This is a genomic window from Dyella sp. EPa41 (genome assembly GCF_016586165.1).
GTDB lineage: Bacteria > Pseudomonadota > Gammaproteobacteria > Xanthomonadales > Rhodanobacteraceae > Dyella.
Window position 1 is genome coordinate 24,528 of sequence record NZ_BCPR01000023.1, and the last position, 20,594, is coordinate 45,121.

Genomic DNA, 20,594 nt, shown 5'->3' on the forward strand with positions numbered 1-20,594 from the left:
CATGACTACGCTCTCGCTATGGATGGATGCCCTGCCCGGCCGCCTCGGCTGGACGTCACTACAGGCGGTGCTGCTGATCGGCGCGATCGCGCTCGTCTGCCGTCTCGCGCCGCGCCTCAGCGCAGCCACGCGTTCGCTGCTGTGGTGGCTGGTGGGCATGCAGGTGCTGCTGGGCCTGATGCTGCCCACGCCGGTGTCGCTGCCCTTGCTGGCGCCGGCCAAGCGCGAGGTGGCGCAGGTGATCGTTACCGCACCGGCCGCGCCAACCTTCGTGGCGCCGAGTGAACACCGCATCGGGAGTTTCGGTGGTGCCTCCCGTCCGTCCTCGCCGATGGTGGATGGCGGCGACGTCACCGACGCGCCTGGCGTTGCCACGACGAACGGCTCCCTGCCCTGGCGGAACATCCTGCTCGCGCTGTGGCTGGCCGGCGTGCTGCTGCATGCGCTGATGGCCCTGCGCCAATGGCGCGAGGCACGAGCCGTGTTGCGCCGTTCGCGCGTGCCCGGCGATCCGGTCCTGCAGGAAGCCTGCCGCTCGCAGGCCCGCGTGATGGGCTTGCGTCGCTGCCCCGAACTGCGCGTTTCCGACGACATCCGCTCGCCCCAGGTGAGTGGCTGGTGGCGGCCGGTGATTCTGCTGCCGGCAGCGCATGCGCTGACCGCGCAGGAATCGACGCTGGCCCTGGCGCATGAGCTCGCCCATCTGCGTCGTGGCGACCTCTGGCTCGGCTGCGTGCCGGCCATGGCGCAACGCGTGTTCTTTTTCCACCCGGCGGTGGCCTGGGCGATGCGCGAATATGCATTGAACCGCGAAGCCGCGTGCGATGCGCAGGTGATGCAGCAACACGATGCAGCACCGCAGGATTACGGTCGCCTGTTGTTGCGCCTGGGCGTGGCCCATCCGCTGCACGCCGGCCTCGCCGGCGCATCGCCCACCTTCCTCAACCTCAAGCGCCGCCTGACCATGCTGCAATCCGCATCGCACGACGCCACCTCGCGGGTGCGCAGCGCCCTGCTCATCCTGATCGTGGCCTGCGCCGGCGTGCTGCCTTATCGCGTGACGGAGGCAGCAGCCGAATCACCGGCGCCCGCACCGGCCTCCACCGCCGCGGCACCTGCGGCGGCGGTCGCGGCGAGCGTGCAGCCGGCGCCGAAGGCAGCACCGGCGGTCTCGGCGACACCGGCTGCGCCTGCCGCGGACGCCAAGCCCGCTGCCAAGGCCACACCGGCGACAAAGGCGACGCTCGCCGACACTTCGCACGGTTGGGTGCCGGAGCCACCATCCCCACCGCCGGTTCCGGCCACGCCGCCCACACCTCCGACGCCCCCCACACCCGCGACGCCGCGGACGCCGCCCACGCCTGCCACCCCAGCAACGCCACCGACGCCGCCCACGCCGATGACGCCCCCCACGCCGCCGACCATCGGGCTGCGCGGTCACCACGTGGACATCGACATCGATAGCGATGCGCGGAACGGCTTTGCCCTGTTCGACGACAAGGCCAGCACTATCCTCGTCAACGGCACCGACCGCGACATCGAAGCGGCAAAGCGCGAACGCAAGGGCACCGAACCGCTGCTGTGGTTCCGCCGCGGCAACCAGGCGTATGTCGTGCGCGATGGCGCCACCATCGATCATGCACGGGCGGCCTACGCGCCGATGCATGAGATCGCTTCGATGGAGAGCCGGATCTCCCGCGAGCAATCGCGCATCGCCAGCATGCAGAGCCGCATGGCCGGCCGCGAGGGCGAACTCGCCGCGCGGCAGGGTGAGCTGGCGGCACGCCATGGCGAGCTCGAATCCCAGCGCGCCCAGCTGCAATCGCAGCGCGCCGTGCTCGAATCCAGGCCCGGCGTCACCCAGGCCGACCTGCGCGACATGGACACGCAGATCCGCATGCTGGACAACGAAATCCGGGCCGTGGCCTCGCGTGTGCACGCCCCGGCCGACGACCGCGAATTCCAGCGCCAGCAGGAAGAGCTGGCGAGCCAGGAACGTGAGCTGGAATACCAGCAACGGGCGCTGGAGGAACGCGAGCGCAGCGAGAACCGCAAAGCCGACAGCCAGATGGAAAAGCTGCTGGACGATGCGATTGCCAGGGGCGTGGCGAAGCCGACGAGCTTGCGGTGAGGGTGCTTCGGTGACAGACCGGTAGCGTTGGGCCGATCCAAACCCTCAGGCGCGAACCCTTCTCCCTTTGGGAGAAGGTGCCGGTCCCACAGGGACTCCCTTCGATCGCAGCGGATGAGGGTACGAGCGGAGCGCGGCCATCAGGCGTTTCGCACGTCCGCACCCTCTCCCCAACCCCTCTCCCAAGGGGAGAGGGGCTTCAGAGCATCAGTCCTTCGGCGGCTTCATCGTGTACTCCTTGGGCGGCGTATCGCCGGCGAGGTGGCGCACGAAGTAGTCCCAGCGCTTGCGCATCATGTAGTTGCTGGCCGAGCCGTAACCGTGGCGGGCGTTGGGAATCAGCAACAGGTCGAAGTCCTTGTTGGCCTTGATCAGCGCATCGACCACCAGCAGCGTTTCGTACGGCGGCACGTTGTCGTCCATGGTGCCGTGCGCCAGCAGCAAGTGCCCCTTGAGGCCTTCCGCGTGGTTCTGGTTGGCCTGGTCGTCGTAGTTGCCCTTGCCGTCCTTGTCGGTGGTCAACAGGCCCTGCCACTTCTCGGCCCAGTCGTCCTCGTAGTTGCGGTTGTCATGGTTGCCGCTCTCGGCGATGCCCACCTTGAACAGGTCGGCATGGCGGAACATCGCGGTCACCGTCGCGTTGCCGCCGCCGGAATGGCCCCAGATGCCGACGCGGTCCATGTCGATCCAGGCATCGCGCTTGCCCAGCTCCTTCAGGCCGGCGACCTGGTCCGGCAAGGTGTTGTCGCCGATGTTGCCGAAGTAGGCGTCATGGAAAGCCTTGGAGCGCCACGGCGTGCCCATGCCGTCCATCGCGACCACGATGAAGCCCAGCTCCGCCAGCGCCTGGTGATCGACGCGCGCCGCCGCGAAGCTGCGCGAGCCGACCGAGCCGGTCTGCGGGCCCGGATAGATGTAGTCGACGATCGGGTACTTCTTCGACGGGTCGAAGTGGGTCGGCTTGAACATCAGGCCATAGATGTCCGTCTTGCCGTCGCGGCCCTTCACCGTGAACGGCTCGGGCGCCTTCCAGCCGGTGGCGAGCAGGCGCGAGATGTCAGCCTTCGCAATATTGCCCAGCACGTGCCCGTCGTCGGCGCTGCGCAGCACGGTTGCCGGTGCGGTAGTCGGCGTGGAATACGCATCGACGAACAGACGTCCATCCGGCGACAGGCTGATGGTGTGGTCGGCCGGCTCCGGTGCAAGCAAGGTCGGCGCGCCACCGTCCAGGCTTACCTTGTAGAACTGCTGGTAGTACGGATCGACGCCATGTTCGCGACCCACGCCGCGGAACCACGCCGTGCGCGACGCCGGATCGACCTTGAGCACTTCGGTGACGTTGCCTTCGCCGGTGGTGATCGCGTGCTTGAGCTTGCCGCTGTCGAGGTCGTAGAGGTACAGGTTGCCCCAGTTGTTGCGCTCGCTGAACCACACCACTTCATGGCTTTCCGGCAGGTATTGCCAGTTGACCTTGCCGTTGCCGCTTTCGTAGTAGGTCGGCACGCTTTCGTCGAACACGGTGCGCACGGCGCCGGTGTGCACGTCGGCCACGCGGAACCAGGCCTGCTTGTGGTCGCGCGAGGACGACACGAAGGCCAGCGAGCTCGCGTCGGGCGCCCACTGCACGTCGTCCCAGCCACCGTCGCGGCCGCAGCTCACGTCGTCGCACAGCGTGGAGCGGTGCTGGTCGGGCTCCATCTTCAGGCGCAGCGTCTTGTGGCTGCCGACGTCGACGATGACGCGTTCGATCATCGTCACGTCCTTGTCGCCCACCAGCGGATACTTCCACTTCTCCACCTTCGGATGGCCGACGTTGGTGCCGACGATCACCATGTCGCCGGTCTTGCGCTGGTCCTGCTGGAAGGTGGCGATCTGCTTCGAATCGGGCGACCACACCAGGATGGCCTTGTTGGTGTGCTTCCAGCCCGCGTTGTCGGTGGCGTAGCCGTAGTTTTCCACGCCATCCAGGGTGAGCTGGGTTTCCTTGCCGGTGGCGACGTCGCGCACCCACAGGTTCCAGTCGCGCACGAAGGCTTCGCTGCGCTTGTCTGGCGAGGGCACGCCCGGCTCGTGTCCCACCGCTTCGGAATTCTCGTCGTTGCCGATGGCGCACGCGTTGCCCTTGGCGTCGCACAGGTAGTGCTTGCCGCGAATGGCGACGTCGAGATGGCCATCGGCGGTTTCGCTGTAGCCGGTGATGCCCAGCTTGTCGGCCTTGACCGGCTTGCCGAGCGCCTTGCCCAGCGCGGCCGCGAGGCGTGCATGGTCGAACAGCGGCGCGGCCTTGCCGGTGGCGGCGTCATAGCGCAGGTAGTGGTCGCCCTTGGCGTCGTGGTCGCGGTACCAGAAGTGGCCGTTGTCCAGCCACGTCACGCTGGTGACGGCGTGATCGACCAACGGCGTGGTGTTGTAGCCCACGTAGCGCTCGGCCCTGGCGTAGTCGTCGTTGCCGAGCGTGCGGCCCTGTGCGGCCGCGCCCGTCGAAAGTGCACCCAGCACCAGCGCGCCCAGCAGGCGCGAGCCGTGTTTCATCGGAACCATGCGTACTCCCCAGTCTGCTTATGGAGGACGCCGCCTCGAGTCGCACGTCCAACCTTTCATGCTACCGAGGCTGGCTGGCGGGGACCCCTGCCATTGGTCCCGGTAAGGACCGTTCGCACTTGCGCCCGATGGCGCGCTTGACGCTGAGGCGTCCGCGCAACCACCCTCCCGGTCTCTCATCGGAGGTTCGCCATGTCGCCGTGCCTGACCCTGATCGGCAACTACGTCTCGCCGTACGTCCGCAAAGTGCTGGCGTGCCTGGAACTGAAAGGCCTGGATTACCAGATCGATCCGATCACGCCCTTCATCGGCGACGACCGCTTTACCCAGCTCAGCCCGCTTCGGCGCATCCCGGTGCTGATCGACGGCGGCCTGGTGCTCAACGACTCGTCGGTGATCTGCCAGTACCTGGAAGATCGCTGGGCGCAGCCATCGCTCTATCCCATCGATGTCGCCGACCGCGCCAAGGCGCGCTGGGTGGAGGAATATTGCGACACGCACCTGGCCGGCGCACTGATCTGGAAGCTGTTCTACCAGAAGGCGATTCGTCGCCACTTCTTCCAGGAAGAACCCGACGAGGCGCTGGTCGCCCACGCCTGCGCGGTGGAAATTCCCGCCGCGCTCGATCAGCTGGAACGCTGGGCGCCAGTGGATGGCTATCTGTTCGGGTCGTTGTCGATCGCCGACATCAGCGTCGCCTCGTATTTCCGCACGGCCTCTTTCGTGCGCTACATGATCGACGCGGATCGCTGGCCGCGCACGGCGGCGCTGGTGGCGCGCGTGCAGGCCCTGCCGCCGTTCCAGAAGCTGGCGAAACTGGAGGAGGTCGTCCTGCGCGTTCCGTTCGCGCAACATCGCGATGCGCTCGCAGCCGCGGGCGCGCCGTTGACGGCGGATACCATGGCCACGCTTACCCCACGCAAGGGCGTGCCGCGTTTCGCGTAATGCCGTGCCTTGGGGAGCCCAGCCGCATGGGGATGGCGCGGAACCTCCCTGTGCGCGGTTGACGACGCAGTGACCCACGCAACGTCACGGCCGGGTCGTGATGCTGGCCGGGTAGCGCTTCGGCGTTGCCGCGGCGCACGGGGGTCAGGCTGGAAGATGCCGCCTCAGCGCAGGTGCAGCCAATACAGGTGGATGCCGTTCTCGCGGTCTTCGACGCGGAAACCTTCGCGCCCCTCCACCACGATGCCCCAGACGGTGCGCATCGCTTCGCCTCGCGGCTCGTCCACGCGCACGTGTTCGCCCACGGGGATGGGAAACCGCGTCTCCAGCATCATCACCTGGTCGCGCTCCCACACGAGCACCGCATCGCGCGCCGTATTGGCGCCCCAGCCGAGATGGATCTGCACATCCTTGGGGTCGTACTGGCCGCGGTTGTCCAGCTTCCAGTTTTCCGAGCGACGCAGCAGGTCCGCCAGGCGTGGATCGTTCCAATCCACGCGATGTCCCTTGGTGTGAGGCTTGTGGGGCTTCATGCAGGTAGCTACTTCCGGTCGGGCAGGTACGGCGGCAACGCCGGCAGTTCGTGCCAGCGTCCGGGCCGGGGCGATGCCGTTCAGGGAGAGCGAACGACGCGCTGTTCACGGTATCGGCCATGGGCCCGGGGACTTGAGTCTAGTCCATCCGGCACCCCCCGCGGGCACTATGGCGACATCCAAGGGCCGGTGATACTCCGCGCGACCGCCCACGGAGGTTTGCCATGCGTGCCCCGCTCGTCGTGTTCGCCTTCTGCCTTGCGCTTCCCTGCCTCGCCGATACAGCCACCGAGTCGCTGGCCAAACCGCCCTCCAACGCCCAACGCTTCACCATCATGTCCACCGCCGGCAAGCACGGCACCTCCGCGCGATGGACCACCGCGGACGGCACCCGCATGGGGCGTGACAGCCTGCTGTTGCGGGGCATGGTCACCGAAATGGACAGCAGCGCGACGGTGGGCCGCGACGGCGTGCTGGAACGCGTCGTGGTCCGCGGCCATACGCCCAATGGCGACGCCGCGGAAACCTTCTCCATCAAGGACGCCACCGCGACCTGGAAGAGTCCGGTGGATGCCGGCTCCGCGCCCTATCACGGACCCGCCGAATACGTCGCCTTCGGCGGCCCGATGGATCTCAACGCCGATCTCGTCGAAAAACTGCTCGCGTCGCCCCATCGCTCGCTCGCGCTGCTGCCCGGCGGCCAGGCGCATGCCGAGCCGCTCACCACGGCCACGGTGGGCGAAGGTTCGGCGAAGAAGCAGGTCACGGCGTATGCGGTCACCGGGCTCAGCAATACGCCGGTGCCGGTGTGGGTCGATGCCTCGGGCAAGTTCTTCGCCTTCGTCGACGGTTTGTCGTGGATGCCGGAGGGTTACGAGTCGGCGCAGGCGCAGCTGGAGAAGGCGCAGACCGTCGCGCTGGCCGAGCACGCCAAGGCCATCGTGCCGAAGCTGCTGAAGGCGCCGGCGGGCCCGGTGGCATTCACCCATATGCGCGCCTTCGTCGACGGCACGCGCTTCGTCGATGACCAGACGGTAGTGGTCGACAAGGGCAGCATCGCGCAGGTCGGCCCTGCCGCTACGGTGAACGTGCCGAGCGGCGCCCAGGTGATCGACGGCAAGGGCAAGACCCTGGTGCCGGGACTGTGGGATTCGCACCAGCATGTGCCTGATGACGCGAGCGGCCCGATGCTGCTGTCGCTGGGCATCACCTCGGTGCGCGATCCGGGCAACGTCGACGAGCAGACCCTCTCGCGCGCGCAACGCCGCGCCAAGGGCGAGTTGCTGGGACCGAAGGTCTATCCCTCGATGCTGATCGACGGCAAGGGCCCGAACACCGCCCAGGTGGCCGACGTGGCGACCTCGCAGGCCGAAGCCATCGCGCTGGTGCACAAGGCGAAGGACGAGGGCTTCGATGCGATCAAGCTCTACGGCACCTTCAACCCCGACTGGGTGAAGGCGACGGCCGCCGAGGCGCACAAGCTGGGCCTGCACGTGCATGGCCACCTGCCGGCCGGCATGCGGCCGAAGGATGCCATCGACGACGGCTACGACGAGATCACGCACATCTACTTCGTGATGATGCAGGCCATGCCCGACTCGGTGGTGAAGGTATCCAACGGCATGGCCCGCTTCGAAGGCCCGGGCCGCTACGCCAAGGACGTGGACCTCACCAAGGAGCCGATGAAGTCGCTGATCGCCGCCATGGCGCAGCGCAAGATCACCTCCGACCCCACGCTGGTGGTGGCCGAGAGCCTGTTCATGCCGGAAAACGGCGATCTTTCGCCGGCTTATGCGCCCTACGTCGGCGCGCTGCCGCCAGCGGTGGAACGCAGCTTCCGCCAGGGCGGCTTCACCGTGCCGAAGGACCTCACCCGTGCCGATTACCGCGCCAGCTTCGCCAAGCTGCAGGCGCTGGTCGGCGCCATGCACAAGGCCGGCGTGCCCGTCGTGGCGGGCACCGACGGCAGCGGCCTGGAACTGGTGCGCGAGTTGGAGCTGTACGTGCAGGCGGGCTTCACCAACGCCGAAGCATTGGCCAGCGCCACCATCGACACCGCGCACCTGGTCGGTGCGGACCAGCGCACGGGCAGCATCGCGGTGGGCAAGGCCGCCGATCTCGTGCTGGTCGAAGGCAATCCGGCCGAGCGCATCGGCGACCTGCGCCATACCGAGGTCGTGATGATGGACGGCAAGCTGATGGATGCCACGGCGCTGCGTGCCGAAGGCGGCATCAGCAAGCGGCCGGCGTGGTTTGAATAAGCGCGCCTGTCCCGCCCCTGTGGGAGCGCACCCTGTGCGCGACTGCACAGGCGCGTCGACACGGTTGCGAGCGGTCGTCGCGTCTGCGGGAGGGAGGGGGCGGCTACTCCGCTTCGTTGGCTTTTCGCGCACTGGGTGCGCTCCTGCAAACCGCACGGGGTGCGCTCCTAAAAAGCGATAGAGGGACACGCCTCAGGGCAGATCGCCCAGCACTTCAGCTACCCAGTCGATGAATACGCGCAGTCGCAGCGGCAATTGCCGTTGCGACTGGTACAACACGGAGACGGGGAAGGACGGCGGTGGCATCGACGGCAGCAGTTCCACCAGGGAACCGTTGGCCAGCGCTTCGCCGAGGCGGTACCGCGGGAATTGCGCGATGCCCAGGCCTGCTTCGCAACACGCGAAGTAGGCCTCGGTACCGCTCACCGTCACCCGCGCCGGCAGCATCAGTTCGCGCATGCGCCTGCCCACCATGAATTCCAGCGGCGTCGTGCGCCGCGTGGTGGGCGAGGCCCAGTTCACCGCAACGTGGCCGTCCTGCAGGTCGGCGAGGGTCTGCGGCGTGCCGTGGCGGCGCAGGTAATCGGCGCTCGCCACCGTGGCCTGCGACATGCTCGCGACGCGGCGCCCCACCATGGTGGAGTCGGAAAGGTCACCCGCGCGCAACACGCAGTCCACGCCTTCCTGCACCATGTCGATGAAGCGGTCGCTGGTGCCGATGTCCAGTTCGATCTGCGGATAGCGCGCGAGGAAATCCGGCAGCGCGGGAATCAGCACCTGGCGCGCCAGCGAAGCAGCCAGGTCGATGCGCAGTTTGCCCTTGGGCACCACCGCCGCTTCGCGGAAATCCGCCTCCACCGCGTCGAGATCGGCCAGCAGGCGCACGCAATGGTTGTAATAGACCTCGCCGTCGCGGGTGGGGCGCACGCGGCGCGTGGTCCGTTGCAGCAGGTGCGCGCCCACGTGTTCTTCCAGCCGCTTGATGGTGTGGGTGAGCGTGGCGCGCGGCAGGTTCAGGTCGTCGGCCGCGCGGGTAAAGCTGCCCAGCTCGACGATGCGGGTAAACACGCGCATGGCTTGCAGACGATCCATGGGGCCTCTCCGGGTGGCGCCGGCCAGCGCCGCGATCCGTTGATTGTTGATCATTTCGACAACAGACATGGCGATTATTGAGCATTTATCCGCGAGCCGTCATGTCGAAGAATGCTTGCCTGCCTTCTCTCCCCGCCAAGGAATCCCCCGATGCAAATGCGACAGCTCGGCAAGCATGGCCCTTCCGTTTCCGCCCTCGGCCTCGGCTGCATGGGCATGAGCGATTTCTACGGTTCGCGCGACGACGCCGAATCCGTCGCCACCATCCACCACGCGCTGGATCGCGGCATCAACCTGCTCGATACCGCCGACGTCTACGGCCCGCACACCAACGAAGTACTGGTGGGCAAGGCCATTCGCGACCGTCGCGACCAGGCCTTCCTCGCCACCAAGTTCGGCATCCTGCGCGATCCCGGCGACCCGGGCCGCCGCGGCGTCAGCGGCAGCCCGGAGTACGTCCGCGCCTCGTGCGATGCCAGCCTCAAGCGCCTGGGCGTCGATCACATCGACCTGTACTACCAGCATCGCGTCGACCCGAACGTGCCCATCGAGGAAACCGTGGGCGCGATGGCCGAGCTCGTGCAGGCCGGCAAGGTGCGCTACCTCGGTCTCTCCGAAGCCTCGGCCGCGACGCTGGAACGTGCGGTCAAGGTGCACCCCATCGCCGCACTGCAGGTGGAGTTCTCGCTCTGGACACGCGATCCGCAGGAGAATGGCATGCTGGATGCCTGCCGCCGCCTGGGCGTGAGCCTGGTGGCTTACTCGCCGCTCGGCCGCGGCTTTCTCACCGGCGCCTTCGCCAGCCCGGAAGACTTCGACGCCGACGACTATCGCCGCCAGAGCCCGCGCTTCCAGGGCGAGAACTTCTATCGCAACCTAGAGCTGGTGGACAAGGTGAAAGCCATCGCCGCTGACAAGGGCTGCACGCCCGCCCAGCTCGCGCTGGCCTGGGTGCTGGCGCAGGATCCGAACGCGATCGGCATCCCGGGCACCAAGCGCCGCGACCGCCTCGATGAAAACCTCGGCGCGCTCGGCGTCACGCTCAGCCAGGACGAACTGAAAGCCATCGACGCGGTGTTTCCGCCGGATGCCGCCGCCGGCGCCCGCTACGTCGACACCATGATGCGCATGGTCAACGTCTGATCCGGCGTGGCCGCGCGGCCTGTGGGCCGCGCGGCGATCAGACCGGCACGACGTTCCCCACCTTGTCGCGCGCCATCACGACGTTGGTGGTGAAGCGGCGGATGTTCGCGTTGTCGAACAGCAGGCGACGCGTGAACTGCTCGAAGTCGTCCATGTCACGCGCGGTGACGATGAGGATGAAGTCCGACTCGCCGGTGACGTAGTAGCACTGCTGCACGTTGGGATCGGCGCGCGCCGCGCGGCGGAACGCATCGAGCATGTCCACGCGCTCGCGCTCCAGCTCCACGCCGATGATGAAGGTCATCGCCTGCCCCACCGTCGCGGGGTTCACCAGCGCCACCTCGGCGGTGATCACGCCCTGCTGGCGCAGGTGCTTGATGCGCCGCTGCACGGCGGCCGCGGAAAGACCGATCTGTGCGCCGATCTCCTCACCCGTCACCCGCGCGTCGCGCTGTACGCGGCGGAGGATCTCGCGGTCGAAGTCGTCCAGCTCATAGTCGGTCGCCATGCCGCATAGATAAGCCAAAAAATGCGGACTGACAACGCCTATAGCATCCATTACGCGCCTTGGCCGCGTCCCCGGGCCCCAGAATGCGTGCATTCCATCCGCCCAGGCACGCATGAAACTCCTCTACCAGACCCATTCCCCCTACGCCCGCAAGGTGCTGGTGCTCGCCCACGAGGCCGGCCTCGCCGACCGGCTGGACGTGCTTCACCACGAAACCAGCCCGACCTGGCGCAACGACGAAGTGTTCCGCCTGAACCCGCTGGGCAAGGTGCCGGTGCTGCTGCTCGATGATGGCGTCGCGCTGTTCGACTCCAACGTGATCTGCGAGTACCTGGACAGCCTGCACGATCGCCGGCCGCTCATTCCACGCGAACGCATGGCGCGGCTGCGGGCCCTTCGCACCCAGGCGCTGGCGCAGGGCCTGTGCGATGCCGGCATCGCGGTGCGCCACGAAACCGTGCGTCGGCCCGAAGCACTGCGCTATCCCGCCATGCGCGATGGGCAGATCGAAAAGCTGGTGGCGTCCTACGACTTCCTGGAACGCGAATGGGCCCAGGCCGCGGGCGATGCGCCGGTCGACCTCGGCCAGATCGCCGTCGCCACCGCGCTGAGCTGGCTGGCCTTCCGCGAGTTGCCGGATTTCGAACAAGGTCGCCCGCGGCTGGCCGCCTGGTATCGCCGCTTCATCGGGCGTCCCTCGATGCTGGCTACTCCGCTCACCGGGCAGACCGTCGACTGACGCGTGCGCCACCTTCCTCCGAAGATTTCCATGAGCTCGCTCTGGGCTGACCTGCTGTTCCTGCATGGCCATATCACCGACCTCAAGCTGCTGCGCCGGCTGAAGGACCTGCCGCGCCCGGGCCACCATCCCGCCACACAGGGCCTCCCGGCGCCCGGCAGGAAGCGGCTTCGCTGGCCGTTTCGCTTTTGCCTGGGCATTGGCGATGGCGAAGTGCGCACCCAGTGATCCGCACGCACGTGAACATCGCGCGAGCCCACATGAAACAGGTCGATGGCTTACCAATGGACTAGGTATTCCCTTACATCGCAAGCCATGTGACTGCGGCAACGTATCCCGGTCGGCGTTTCCACGAGCGCCTGACACCCGGGCCGGTCGCCCCCCTAGATCCGGCTCATTGGCCCCCGCAAGGGGGCCTTTTTCTTTGCGCCTCCCGCCACCTGCGTGGCACCGGCACCCGCCGCGTCGACGCGGCCTGGACTTTTCCCGATGGATGCTTGCGCGCGTCAGGGTCCCGCAAGCCCCGCGCTGCTTCGGGTGACGCCACGCTTCAGTTCAGGCCGGAATGGCCGACTTGTTCGCTATATTGTCGAACTGCTTTTGTTACCAAGGCTCCGATGAACACCCCTCGCAACGTCACGCCATCCGCTTCCACCCGCCGCCCCTCGGGCCCGCAGGGAACGCAGCTGTTTTCGGCGGACGAGCTGAACCGCCTCGCCGACGAAGCCGGCGCGGTGTCCGACGGGCGCGCCAGCGTGCACGAGCCGGTGCTCGAGGGCACCAATGCAGGCCTGGAAGGGCGACGCTTTTCGCTGCGCGCGGGACGCCAGACCATCGGCCGCCGCGACGACAACGACATCGTGATCGGCGACCCCAGCGTGTCCTCGGCCCACGCCTGGATCATGAACCAGCAGGGCCACTACGTGATCATGAACACGCTCTCCACCAATGGCACGTTCGTGAACGGCAAGCGCGTGCACGAGGCCACTCTCAAGCACGGCGACCGCATCCGCCTCGGGCAGGCGGAGTTCGTGTTCCTCACCCGCGAACCCGGCCAGCATTCGCGCACGCGCAGCGTCGCCATCGCAATCGGCGTGGTCGCCCTGGTGGCGGTCGCCGGATTTGCCTGGTGGCTGTTCTAGCCCATGGGCGAATCGTCCATTCCCCGCACCATCGGCCGTTACCGCATCGATGGCGTCCTCGGCGAAGGCGCCATGGCGATCGTTTACGCCGGCTTCGACCCCGGCATCGACCGGCCCGTGGCGATCAAGTGCCTGCATCGCAGCATCGCGACCGATCCCGGTTCGCGGCAGCGCTTCCTGCAGGAGGCACGCGCCTCGGGCCACCTCGTCCATCCGAACATCGTCACCATCTTCGATACCGGTGAAACCGAGGACGGTCGCAAGTACATCGCGATGGAACGCCTGTCCGGCGAGACGCTGGCCAGCCGCGTGTCACGCGAGGGCCTGCCGCCGCTGCCGGTGGCGATCGAACTCGTGTCGCAGGTGGCCGCGGCGCTCGACTATGCGCACGGCCAGGGCGTCATCCATCACGACGTGAAGCCCGAAAACATCATGCTCGCCGAGGACTGGCACTACGCCAAGCTCAGCGACTTCGGCATCGCCGAGCGGCGCACCGCGCACCTGAACCTGCAGGCCAGCGACAGGAAGACCGGTGGCACGCCCGCCTACATGGCGCCCGAACGGCTGCGCGGCGAACCGGCCGATGCGCGCGGCGACCTGTTTTCGCTGGGCGTGGTGCTCTACTGGCTGATCACCGGCAAGCTGCCCTGGCCGGACACCACCGATCTCAAGCGCCTGGTCCGCGAACGCCAGCGCCAACCGCGCCCCACCGTCACGCCGCTGGATCCGGCCACGCCACCGATGCTGGCCAGCATCGTGCGCACCCTGCTGGCGCCCACGCCGGAGGCGCGTTACCAGCGTGGCGCGGAAGTGATCAACGACCTGCGCCTCGCACGTCGCGAGTACGAACGCACCAGCGAGTCGCCGCTGGCCTCGCGCATCATCTCCCTGCGCTTCCGCTGGATCGGCGCGCTGAGCGCCATCCTCTGCCTTGTGCTGTTGCTCGGACTGGCCGCGATCTACACCAAGCAGAACAGCGCCGTGACCGGCCTCGCCACCGACTACGGCAGCACCTTGGGCCGCATGGTCGCCAGCGAATCGGCCGAGAACCTGCTGCTGGGTGATGACGCGGCCACGCGCGCGCTGGTGGCGGACATGGCGCGCAACGGGCAGATCCACTACCTGGCCATCGCCAATCGCGAAGGCAACGTGGTGGCGAGCACGCAGCCCTCCGACGTGGGCCATGGCCTGCCCGCCGTCGCCGGTACGCGCCAGCAGACGCTCGCCGATGGCGTGGAGCGTTTCCTCGGTCGCGTCGTCGAAGACGACCACGGCAACGAAATGCTGTTGTTCGATGTGCCCATCCGTTACCAGGCCAAGGCCGTGGGCGAACTACGCCTGGGCGTGAGCAATGCCCCGCTGCTTGCGGCGCAACGCACGACGTTCTGGGTCATCGCGTCCGTACTGGTGATCACGCTGGTGGCGCTGGTGGGCGCGGCCTACTGGCTGTTCCGCCAGCCGCTCGCCCTGCTCGGCATGCTCGGCGACGCACTGATGCGCGTGGCGCGCGGCGACTACGGCTATCGCATTCGCCTCGTGCGCCGTGACGAACTCGGACGTCTGTTCGCCGCTTTCAACCTGATGAACAGCGCCCTGCAATCGCGCCAGCCGGCCGAAGCGCCCATGCCCACGCGCCCCACGGCGGAAGATGCCGCCCAGCCCACGCTGGTGATGCCGCCCCCGGCCGCGAACGACGACGCTCGCTGAGCGTCGCCGCCCCGCGAAACCTCAGATCTGCTTGAGCCGCTGCTGCAGTTCGATGGCGCGAGTGCGGTAGACCGCGGCCCGTTCGTAACCGGGATCGATCGCCAGCACGTGATCCCACAGCGCAATGGCCTGGTCCAGCTTCTGGTCGCGATACAGCACCACCGCGCGCTCGTGGTAGGACGCCAGCAACTGGTCGCGCAATGCCTGGTTGCCGGCGGGTTTCAGGTGGGGGTCCAGCGTCAGCGCCTCGTCAAGGCGCGCCAGCGCCTGGTCCTTCTGGCCCTGCCTGAGCAGGGCGGAACTCTCCGCCTGCAGGCGCTGCGCCTTCGTCGACCCGGAATCGACCGGCGCAGTGTCTGGCGATGCGGGTAGGGGCGCCGCGTTGGCAGCGCCTGCCGGCGGGGCCGCCGTGCCTCGCGTGCTGCCCTTGGCCACCGTCTCCGAAGGCAGGTTCGCCCGCACGCCCGCCAGCGGCAGGCGCAGCGGATCACCGGCGTGCAGCACCGACGGATTGGCGGCGCCGTTGTAGCGGGCAAGTATCAGGAACAGGTTCGAATCGCCCAGGTGGCGTGCGGCCAGCGTGCTGTAGGAATCGCCGGCCTGCGCCACGTAGGCGCGCGATTTGGCGCCCAGCGCCACCTTGGGGTCGGTCGTCAGCTGCCGCAGCATGGTCTGCGCGGCACGGTCGTTGGGATATTTCGCCAGGTATTGGCGCAAGCGCTGCTCGCCCTCGGCATAGCGGCCCTTCATCAGGTAGCTGCCGACGATGGTGTTGAGCGGCAACGGCTCGCTGTTGTCCGGCGCACCGCTTGCCGATGACGACGAAGCCGTGCCGGATCCGTTGAACGAATCGCTGACTTTCGACTTGAGCGCACCCATCTGGGCACAGCCGGCAGCGCCCATGGCCGCCAGCAGCAAGACCAGGCGCAGGGTTCGTACGCCCGCCGCGCGTGAAGCATGAAACAATCGGATCAAGAGGAAGCCTCGTTGTACGTGGGGACGGCCCGTTCGCCGGTGGCGCGGCGACGCAGGACCGAACGCAACCGCTCGTGATAGCGCCGCCACCAGCCCTCGCGGACCGGGCGGGCAAAAATCAGCGCGACATTATCGCCATCCTGGCCACCGCGTTCGACCGCCAGGGCCAGGGCTTCGCGCAGGGCCGCATCCTGATCGCGGCGCCGCGAAAGTCGGCACAGCTCCTCCGTCGACAGCTGCTCCCACACGCCATCGCTGCAGAGGGCAAAACGCTGTCCGGAGCGCAACCGTGCGCATCCGTGCTCGACCACGGGCGCTTCGGGGCCACCCAGCCCGCGCAGCAGCTTGTGCTGATCGGGGTGCGTCGCCAGTTGCTGCTCGGTGATCTCGCCGCGAAGCAGGCGCAGCTGGGCCAGGCTGTGGTCCTCGGTACGCCCGAGCAGCCGGGCGCCCTGGAAGCGGTATAGACGGCTATCTCCCACGTGCGCCCAGGACACGCGATCGCCCTGCACCATCATCGCCACCACGGTCGAATGCGGCTCGCCACCCGACAAGCCGGCGCGGCGGCGATGCAGCTCGGCATGCGCTTCCTGGCACAGCGATTCCAGGAACAATGGGCCCGGCTGGTTGCGCCACAGACCCTCGTTCCACAGGCGTCGCGCCGCGTCGATCACGCCGGCCGACGCCAGTTCGCCCGCGCCATCGCCTCCCATGCCGTCGGCCAGCACCAGCAGGAAAGCATCCTGCCCGGCGTCATGGAGACACAGCACCTCGTCCTGCTGTGCATCGCGCCCGCCACGCGCGCGTCCGGCGACGACCCGAGGGATCGCCTGAAAGTCGACAGCCTGTTCCATCGCCCTCCCCCTTTCGCCCCCATGCCGCCCCTACGACCCGCACCTTAGGGGACTTGGGCCCATGATAGTTTGCGCCCGGTCCCGGTGCGCGAGTCGCGCCTCCGGAGCGGACAGCCCCGCCATGGCCCCAGAGTGTCACGCGGGGCGGCAGGCCATCGGTGAAGCCGGTCTACCCGGGCCCGAAAAAAAATGTCCGCCATGCGATCCGTTCCTGCCCGCCGATTCGTCCTTGGTGTGCCCCTCGCAAAAGGAACCACGCCATGCCCTCCTCTCCCGTTACCCTCGTCAATGTGCTCAAGATCGAATCGGGCAGCTGCCAGGAACTGGTCTCCTTGCTGAGACACAACATCGAGAACGTGATCTGCGGCCTGCCAGGCTGGAAAGGCACGCGCCTGATCGCGACCATCGACGGCCACAGCGTGGTCATCTATTCCGAATGGGAAACGCTGGCCGCCGTCGAGGCGATGCGCGCCGCCCCCCGCATGCAGGCCTACTTCCCGCGGATTCGCGCCCTCGCCAGCATCGATTCCATGGCCGGCGAGGAAGTGTTCGTCCAAAACCCCTGAGGCTGCCATGATGGCTTTGGCAACACGGCGACGGCCGCCGTTGTCCTCGATGGAACGGCCGTCGTTGCACCGGCGATGGAGGACACCTGCATGAGGCTGGGCGCATGATCGAGGAACCGTTCGAAGATCGCCTGCGCGAATTCAGGCCACGGCTTCATCGCTACTGCGCACGCATGGTCGGTTCCGCGGTGGACGGCGAAGACGTCGTGCAGGACGCCCTGTTGAAAGCGCTGCGGGCGCGCGCCGAAGGCATGCAGGCGGACGACGTGGAGGCCTGGTTGCTGCGCATCGCGCACAACACCTGCCTCGACTTTCTCCGTCGCCGCTCAAGGCACACGGTGGTGCCGATCACCGAAGCGCCGGAGGACACGTCCACGCCCGATCCGCACATCGTCGAAGTGAGCTTCCACGTATTCATGCGGCTCCCGGAGCTGCAGCGCTGCGCGGTCATCCTCAAGGATGTCCTCGGGCATTCCATCGAAGAAGCGGCCTCGATTGCAGGCTGCACGCCGGCAGCCGCCAAGTCGGCGCTGCAGCGCGGACGTGCAACGTTGCGGCATTGGGCGCAACGACCCGGCGAAACACGCGTGCCGCTCATCCCGGACGCGGACCGCAAGAGGGCCAGCACCTATGTCCGGCTGTTCCAGCAGGGCGATTTCGATGCCATCCGCGCCATGCTCGCCGAAGACGTCAAGCTGGACCTGGTCAACCGGCTCAAGCTCGAGGGTCGCGAAAGCGTCGATCGCTACTTCACCCGTTATGCCGAAGAGAGCAAATGGCGCTACGCCTTCGGGGCCATCGAAGGTCGCCCCGCCATGCTGGTATTCGACAGCAGCGGCACGTCGCGGAAACCCGCCTATTTCGTCCTGATCGATTGGCAAGGCGATCGCATCGTGGGCATCCGCGACTTCCTTTTCACCCCCTACGCGATCGAAGCCGCCGACTGGGTGTTGCTGGGTTGACGCAGGGTTATCGAAGCGAATCGTCGCTCAAGCCGGTGACAGACGTCCAAACGTGCACGAGACCGGGCCGGATATCGAGGGCCTTTGAGCGAACACCCCAACGGCGAGGCCACGACGCCAAGTGCAGGGCAGCGGATTTGGATGTATGGTGGCGGGACCGCCCGCGAACACACAGGTATTCGCATGAACGACACACCCAAACCGTTGTCGGCCGAGACGATCCATTCGGTATACGCAGGCAAGACGATTTCTTCGGTCGTCGATCCGGGCAAGGACTTCCGCTCGACCAACCGCTTTGCACGAGATCCCGCGCATTCGGGGCACGCGCCGCAGCAACCCAAGAACGAGAAAGGCCCGTTCCGCCGCGGCTAGCGCGGTGACTTGAACCTGGGCTCCGATGGAAGCCGAATGTCCGTGGTCGACACGCGGACGTTCCCGATGGATATGCGTGCCTTCCGGCCCGATGAAAGGCAACTTTATTTGCGCGCATCCCAGGCATGGCCGTGCGTGCCGCGCTTCTGGAAAGCCTCCAAGCGACACTGAAGGCCAGCAGCGCAGGTGCCGATAACCGCCGCCTCGCCATCAAGACGTGCTCATGCAGCTCGTGTGGATCCGGCACGGCGCTCGCCGCGATCGGGATTCCCCTGCCTCCTGCCCTGCCCATGCCGCGCCGGCGAGGCATTCCGCGACAACCAGGAGCGGCCCCATGACCTAGGGCAATGGGGTGATCGCGCCTTCTCCCTATGCTCGTTCCTTTCGTATCCACGAAAGGAATCACCCATGCTCAAGGTGCCTGGCCGGCGACAACGGGCGAATGCCGTCGATGTGCGATTGACCGTGTCGCGGGTATCCGACGGCGCCATCGAAGTCGCCATCAGCACGCCCGGGCGGCTCAAGACGGCTCGACCCGCGGGCCAGGCCGACGGGCGAAAGGCCGAGCCGGCTGTGAAGCGCGCTTCCACCGCCGATAAAAAAAGAAGCCGTGATCCGCGGTGATGTCTCCACGACGCGTACCATCATGCTTGCCACCTGGTCCTGATGTGGCTCGTGCAATGAAGGCCATCCGATAGGGCGAACGTCATGCATCGCATCAAGGCATATATGGCTGGCCCCGACGTGTTCCTGCAGAACGCGCAGGAGAAGGCCGATGAAGTACGCGCGCTATGCAGGCAGTACGGCGTAGAGCCGCTCATTCCGGCCGACAACGACGGCCAGGTGTCGCACACCTCGACGAAGGAAGCCCTGTCGCTGCAGATCTTCAGGAAGAACCTCGCCCTGATCGATCGCGCCTCGCTGGTTTTCGCCAACCTTGAGCCCTTTCGCGGCCCATCGGCGGACGTCGGCACGGTGTGGGAGATCGGCTATGCCTACTCACAAGGCAAGAAGGTCTTCGCCTACTCGTCCGCGCTCTCTCATTACGTGACGCGAGTGAGCCCGAGGACGACCGTGGGAGGCGACAACTGGATCGACGAGGAAGGCATGCTCGTCGAGGATTTCGGCCTGTTCGACAACCTCATGATCCATCACTCGCTCAGCGGCCTTTATGCCGACCTGCGATCCCTGCTGTCGTCCAGGGAAGTCCAGGGTGTCTTGCGGCCCTCCGGGCAGTAGGCACAGGCGTGCCGGGCGGGCATTGGTGCGGCGTTCGGGGCGAGCTGGAGCGATATGCGCTCACCATTCCCCGCCGGCCTCATCCATCACGCACCAATCCGGCAGCGGCGGGTCATTTTCCATCGCAGCGTCACCCGGGAGCACATCGGCAGCCTGGCGATTGGCGAGCCACCGGGCCGCGGCATCGATTTCGGCTTCGCTCATGCGATTGGCCACGACGCTCATGCAATAGGGCCGATCCGCCGCTCGCGAGTGCGAGCGCCATTGGGCGAACTGGGAGGCAAGATACCGGTACGACAGGCTGGTCAACCCGGGGATCAGCGGCTCGCGGCCGGTCAATCGGCTGCCATGGCAACTCGCGCACGGCGGCACGCCCCGACTCGGATCACCCCTGAGCACGACGTCTTCACCGCGCGGCATCACGCCGTCTGCCGGGGCTGCGACCTTGGCGGCGTCACCGACCACGACCTGGCTCGCGAAATACTCCGCTATCTCCCTCGCATAGGCCGGGGTGAGTGGCTGGGTGATGTACTGCATGGCATCGTTCTTGCGCTGGCCGCTCTGGAAATACGTGAGCTGCAACGCCAGATAGGCCGCCGGCTGCCCCGCGATGCGCGGGCCGGCCCGGCCGCCCGGCGAGCCGGCACCCCGTTGCCCGTGACAGGACGTACAGGCGATGACGCGTTGCCCGAGGGTATCGGGAACGCCTGCACCCCCACCGCTGGCCGATTGCGCGGCGGCATTGGCCAACGCGCAGGCCGCATAGATGGCCGATGCCATGATCAGGCGAACCGCGCGCACTGATGCGCGTCGCCGACGTTGTGGGTGTTTCATGGGATAACGAGGCGATTCCTTCATCGCGCCAGGGAAATGCGCAGCACGCT

General features: G+C 67.2%; 20 protein-coding genes. 13 read left to right on the top strand and 7 right to left on the bottom strand.

Features of this window, described 5'->3' with window-relative positions; all coding sequences use genetic code 11:
* The first annotated feature begins 1 nt into the window (after position 1).
* Complete coding sequence (locus tag JMF82_RS09515; RefSeq protein ID WP_201314295.1) at positions 2-2,131, top strand: M56 family metallopeptidase; 2,130 nt, start codon at positions 2-4, stop codon at positions 2,129-2,131.
* A gap of 207 nt (positions 2,132-2,338) precedes the next feature.
* Here the strand turns inward: JMF82_RS09515 and JMF82_RS09520 are convergent, their stop codons facing one another.
* A complete protein-coding gene (locus JMF82_RS09520) occupies positions 2,339-4,672 on the bottom strand; it encodes a S9 family peptidase (protein ID WP_201314296.1) in 2,334 nt (777 codons plus the stop codon).
* A gap of 192 nt (positions 4,673-4,864) precedes the next feature.
* Between JMF82_RS09520 and JMF82_RS09525 the strand changes: the two genes are divergently transcribed.
* Positions 4,865-5,617 (top strand): glutathione S-transferase family protein, encoded by a 753-nt coding sequence (locus JMF82_RS09525; protein ID WP_201314297.1) that lies wholly within the window; start codon positions 4,865-4,867, stop codon positions 5,615-5,617.
* A gap of 164 nt (positions 5,618-5,781) precedes the next feature.
* Here the strand turns inward: JMF82_RS09525 and JMF82_RS09530 are convergent, their stop codons facing one another.
* Positions 5,782-6,150, bottom strand: a complete 369-nt coding sequence (locus tag JMF82_RS09530) for a hypothetical protein (protein WP_201314298.1) — start codon at positions 6,148-6,150, stop codon at positions 5,782-5,784.
* Positions 6,151-6,374: 224 nt separating this feature from the next.
* On the opposite strand from JMF82_RS09530, the gene JMF82_RS09535 reads away from it, so the two are divergent.
* On the top strand, positions 6,375-8,411 hold the full coding sequence (locus JMF82_RS09535; protein WP_201314299.1) for an amidohydrolase family protein: 2,037 nt from the start codon (positions 6,375-6,377) through the stop codon (positions 8,409-8,411).
* A 192-nt stretch (positions 8,412-8,603) separates the two neighbouring features.
* On the opposite strand, the gene JMF82_RS09540 is transcribed toward JMF82_RS09535, so the two are convergent.
* The gene (locus tag JMF82_RS09540; protein ID WP_201314300.1) at positions 8,604-9,503 is read right to left on the bottom strand and encodes a LysR family transcriptional regulator; all 900 of its coding nucleotides are present in this window, start codon (positions 9,501-9,503) and stop codon (positions 8,604-8,606) included.
* A 150-nt stretch (positions 9,504-9,653) separates the two neighbouring features.
* Between JMF82_RS09540 and JMF82_RS09545 the strand changes: the two genes are divergently transcribed.
* On the top strand, positions 9,654-10,646 hold the full coding sequence (locus tag JMF82_RS09545; protein WP_201314301.1) for an aldo/keto reductase: 993 nt from the start codon (positions 9,654-9,656) through the stop codon (positions 10,644-10,646).
* Between the two features lie 37 nt (positions 10,647-10,683).
* Here JMF82_RS09545 and JMF82_RS09550 read toward each other — a convergent pair whose 3' ends face one another.
* The gene (locus JMF82_RS09550) at positions 10,684-11,154 is read right to left on the bottom strand and encodes an Lrp/AsnC family transcriptional regulator (protein WP_201314302.1); all 471 of its coding nucleotides are present in this window, start codon (positions 11,152-11,154) and stop codon (positions 10,684-10,686) included.
* 112 nt (positions 11,155-11,266) lie between these two features.
* On the opposite strand from JMF82_RS09550, the gene JMF82_RS09555 reads away from it, so the two are divergent.
* The 4 genes from JMF82_RS09555 to JMF82_RS09570 all read left to right on the top strand — a co-directional run bounded on the left by JMF82_RS09555 (position 11,267) and on the right by JMF82_RS09570 (position 14,742).
* The gene (locus JMF82_RS09555) at positions 11,267-11,893 is read left to right on the top strand and encodes a glutathione S-transferase (RefSeq protein ID WP_201314303.1); all 627 of its coding nucleotides are present in this window, start codon (positions 11,267-11,269) and stop codon (positions 11,891-11,893) included.
* Between the two features lie 30 nt (positions 11,894-11,923).
* The gene (locus JMF82_RS09560) at positions 11,924-12,121 is read left to right on the top strand and encodes a hypothetical protein (RefSeq protein WP_201314304.1); all 198 of its coding nucleotides are present in this window, start codon (positions 11,924-11,926) and stop codon (positions 12,119-12,121) included.
* Between the two features lie 389 nt (positions 12,122-12,510).
* Complete coding sequence (locus JMF82_RS09565) at positions 12,511-13,035, top strand: FHA domain-containing protein (protein ID WP_201314305.1); 525 nt, start codon at positions 12,511-12,513, stop codon at positions 13,033-13,035.
* Positions 13,036-13,038: 3 nt separating this feature from the next.
* Positions 13,039-14,742 carry a protein kinase gene (locus JMF82_RS09570; RefSeq protein ID WP_201314306.1) on the top strand — a complete coding sequence of 568 codons (1,704 nt, stop codon included), beginning with the start codon at positions 13,039-13,041 and terminating at the stop codon, positions 14,740-14,742.
* 21 nt (positions 14,743-14,763) lie between these two features.
* Here JMF82_RS09570 and JMF82_RS09575 read toward each other — a convergent pair whose 3' ends face one another.
* Positions 14,764-15,717, bottom strand: coding sequence for a LysM domain-containing protein (locus tag JMF82_RS09575; protein ID WP_236585386.1), 954 nt, complete (start codon positions 15,715-15,717; stop codon positions 14,764-14,766).
* Positions 15,714-16,571, bottom strand: coding sequence for a PP2C family serine/threonine-protein phosphatase (locus tag JMF82_RS09580; protein ID WP_201314307.1), 858 nt, complete (start codon positions 16,569-16,571; stop codon positions 15,714-15,716). Before JMF82_RS09580 ends, JMF82_RS09575 begins: the two co-directional genes overlap by 4 nt.
* A gap of 260 nt (positions 16,572-16,831) precedes the next feature.
* Here JMF82_RS09580 and JMF82_RS09585 point away from each other — a divergent pair, with 260 nt between their 5' ends.
* The 5 genes from JMF82_RS09585 (at position 16,832) to JMF82_RS09605 (ending at position 19,710) form a co-directional block, all read left to right on the top strand.
* Positions 16,832-17,137, top strand: coding sequence for an antibiotic biosynthesis monooxygenase (locus JMF82_RS09585; RefSeq protein ID WP_201314308.1), 306 nt, complete (start codon positions 16,832-16,834; stop codon positions 17,135-17,137).
* 104 nt (positions 17,138-17,241) lie between these two features.
* Entirely contained in the window at positions 17,242-18,099 is an 858-nt protein-coding gene (locus tag JMF82_RS09590; protein ID WP_201314309.1) for a sigma-70 family RNA polymerase sigma factor, read from the top strand.
* A 183-nt stretch (positions 18,100-18,282) separates the two neighbouring features.
* Complete coding sequence (locus JMF82_RS09595; RefSeq protein ID WP_201314310.1) at positions 18,283-18,471, top strand: hypothetical protein; 189 nt, start codon at positions 18,283-18,285, stop codon at positions 18,469-18,471.
* A 408-nt stretch (positions 18,472-18,879) separates the two neighbouring features.
* A complete protein-coding gene (locus JMF82_RS09600) occupies positions 18,880-19,095 on the top strand; it encodes a hypothetical protein (protein WP_201314311.1) in 216 nt (71 codons plus the stop codon).
* An 84-nt stretch (positions 19,096-19,179) separates the two neighbouring features.
* Positions 19,180-19,710: a nucleoside 2-deoxyribosyltransferase gene (locus JMF82_RS09605; RefSeq protein ID WP_201314312.1), complete on the top strand. Its 531-nt coding sequence runs from the start codon at positions 19,180-19,182 to the stop codon at positions 19,708-19,710.
* Between the two features lie 60 nt (positions 19,711-19,770).
* Here JMF82_RS09605 and JMF82_RS09610 read toward each other — a convergent pair whose 3' ends face one another.
* Positions 19,771-20,490 carry a c-type cytochrome gene (locus JMF82_RS09610; RefSeq protein ID WP_236585387.1) on the bottom strand — a complete coding sequence of 240 codons (720 nt, stop codon included), beginning with the start codon at positions 20,488-20,490 and terminating at the stop codon, positions 19,771-19,773.
* Positions 20,491-20,594: the final 104 nt, after the last annotated feature.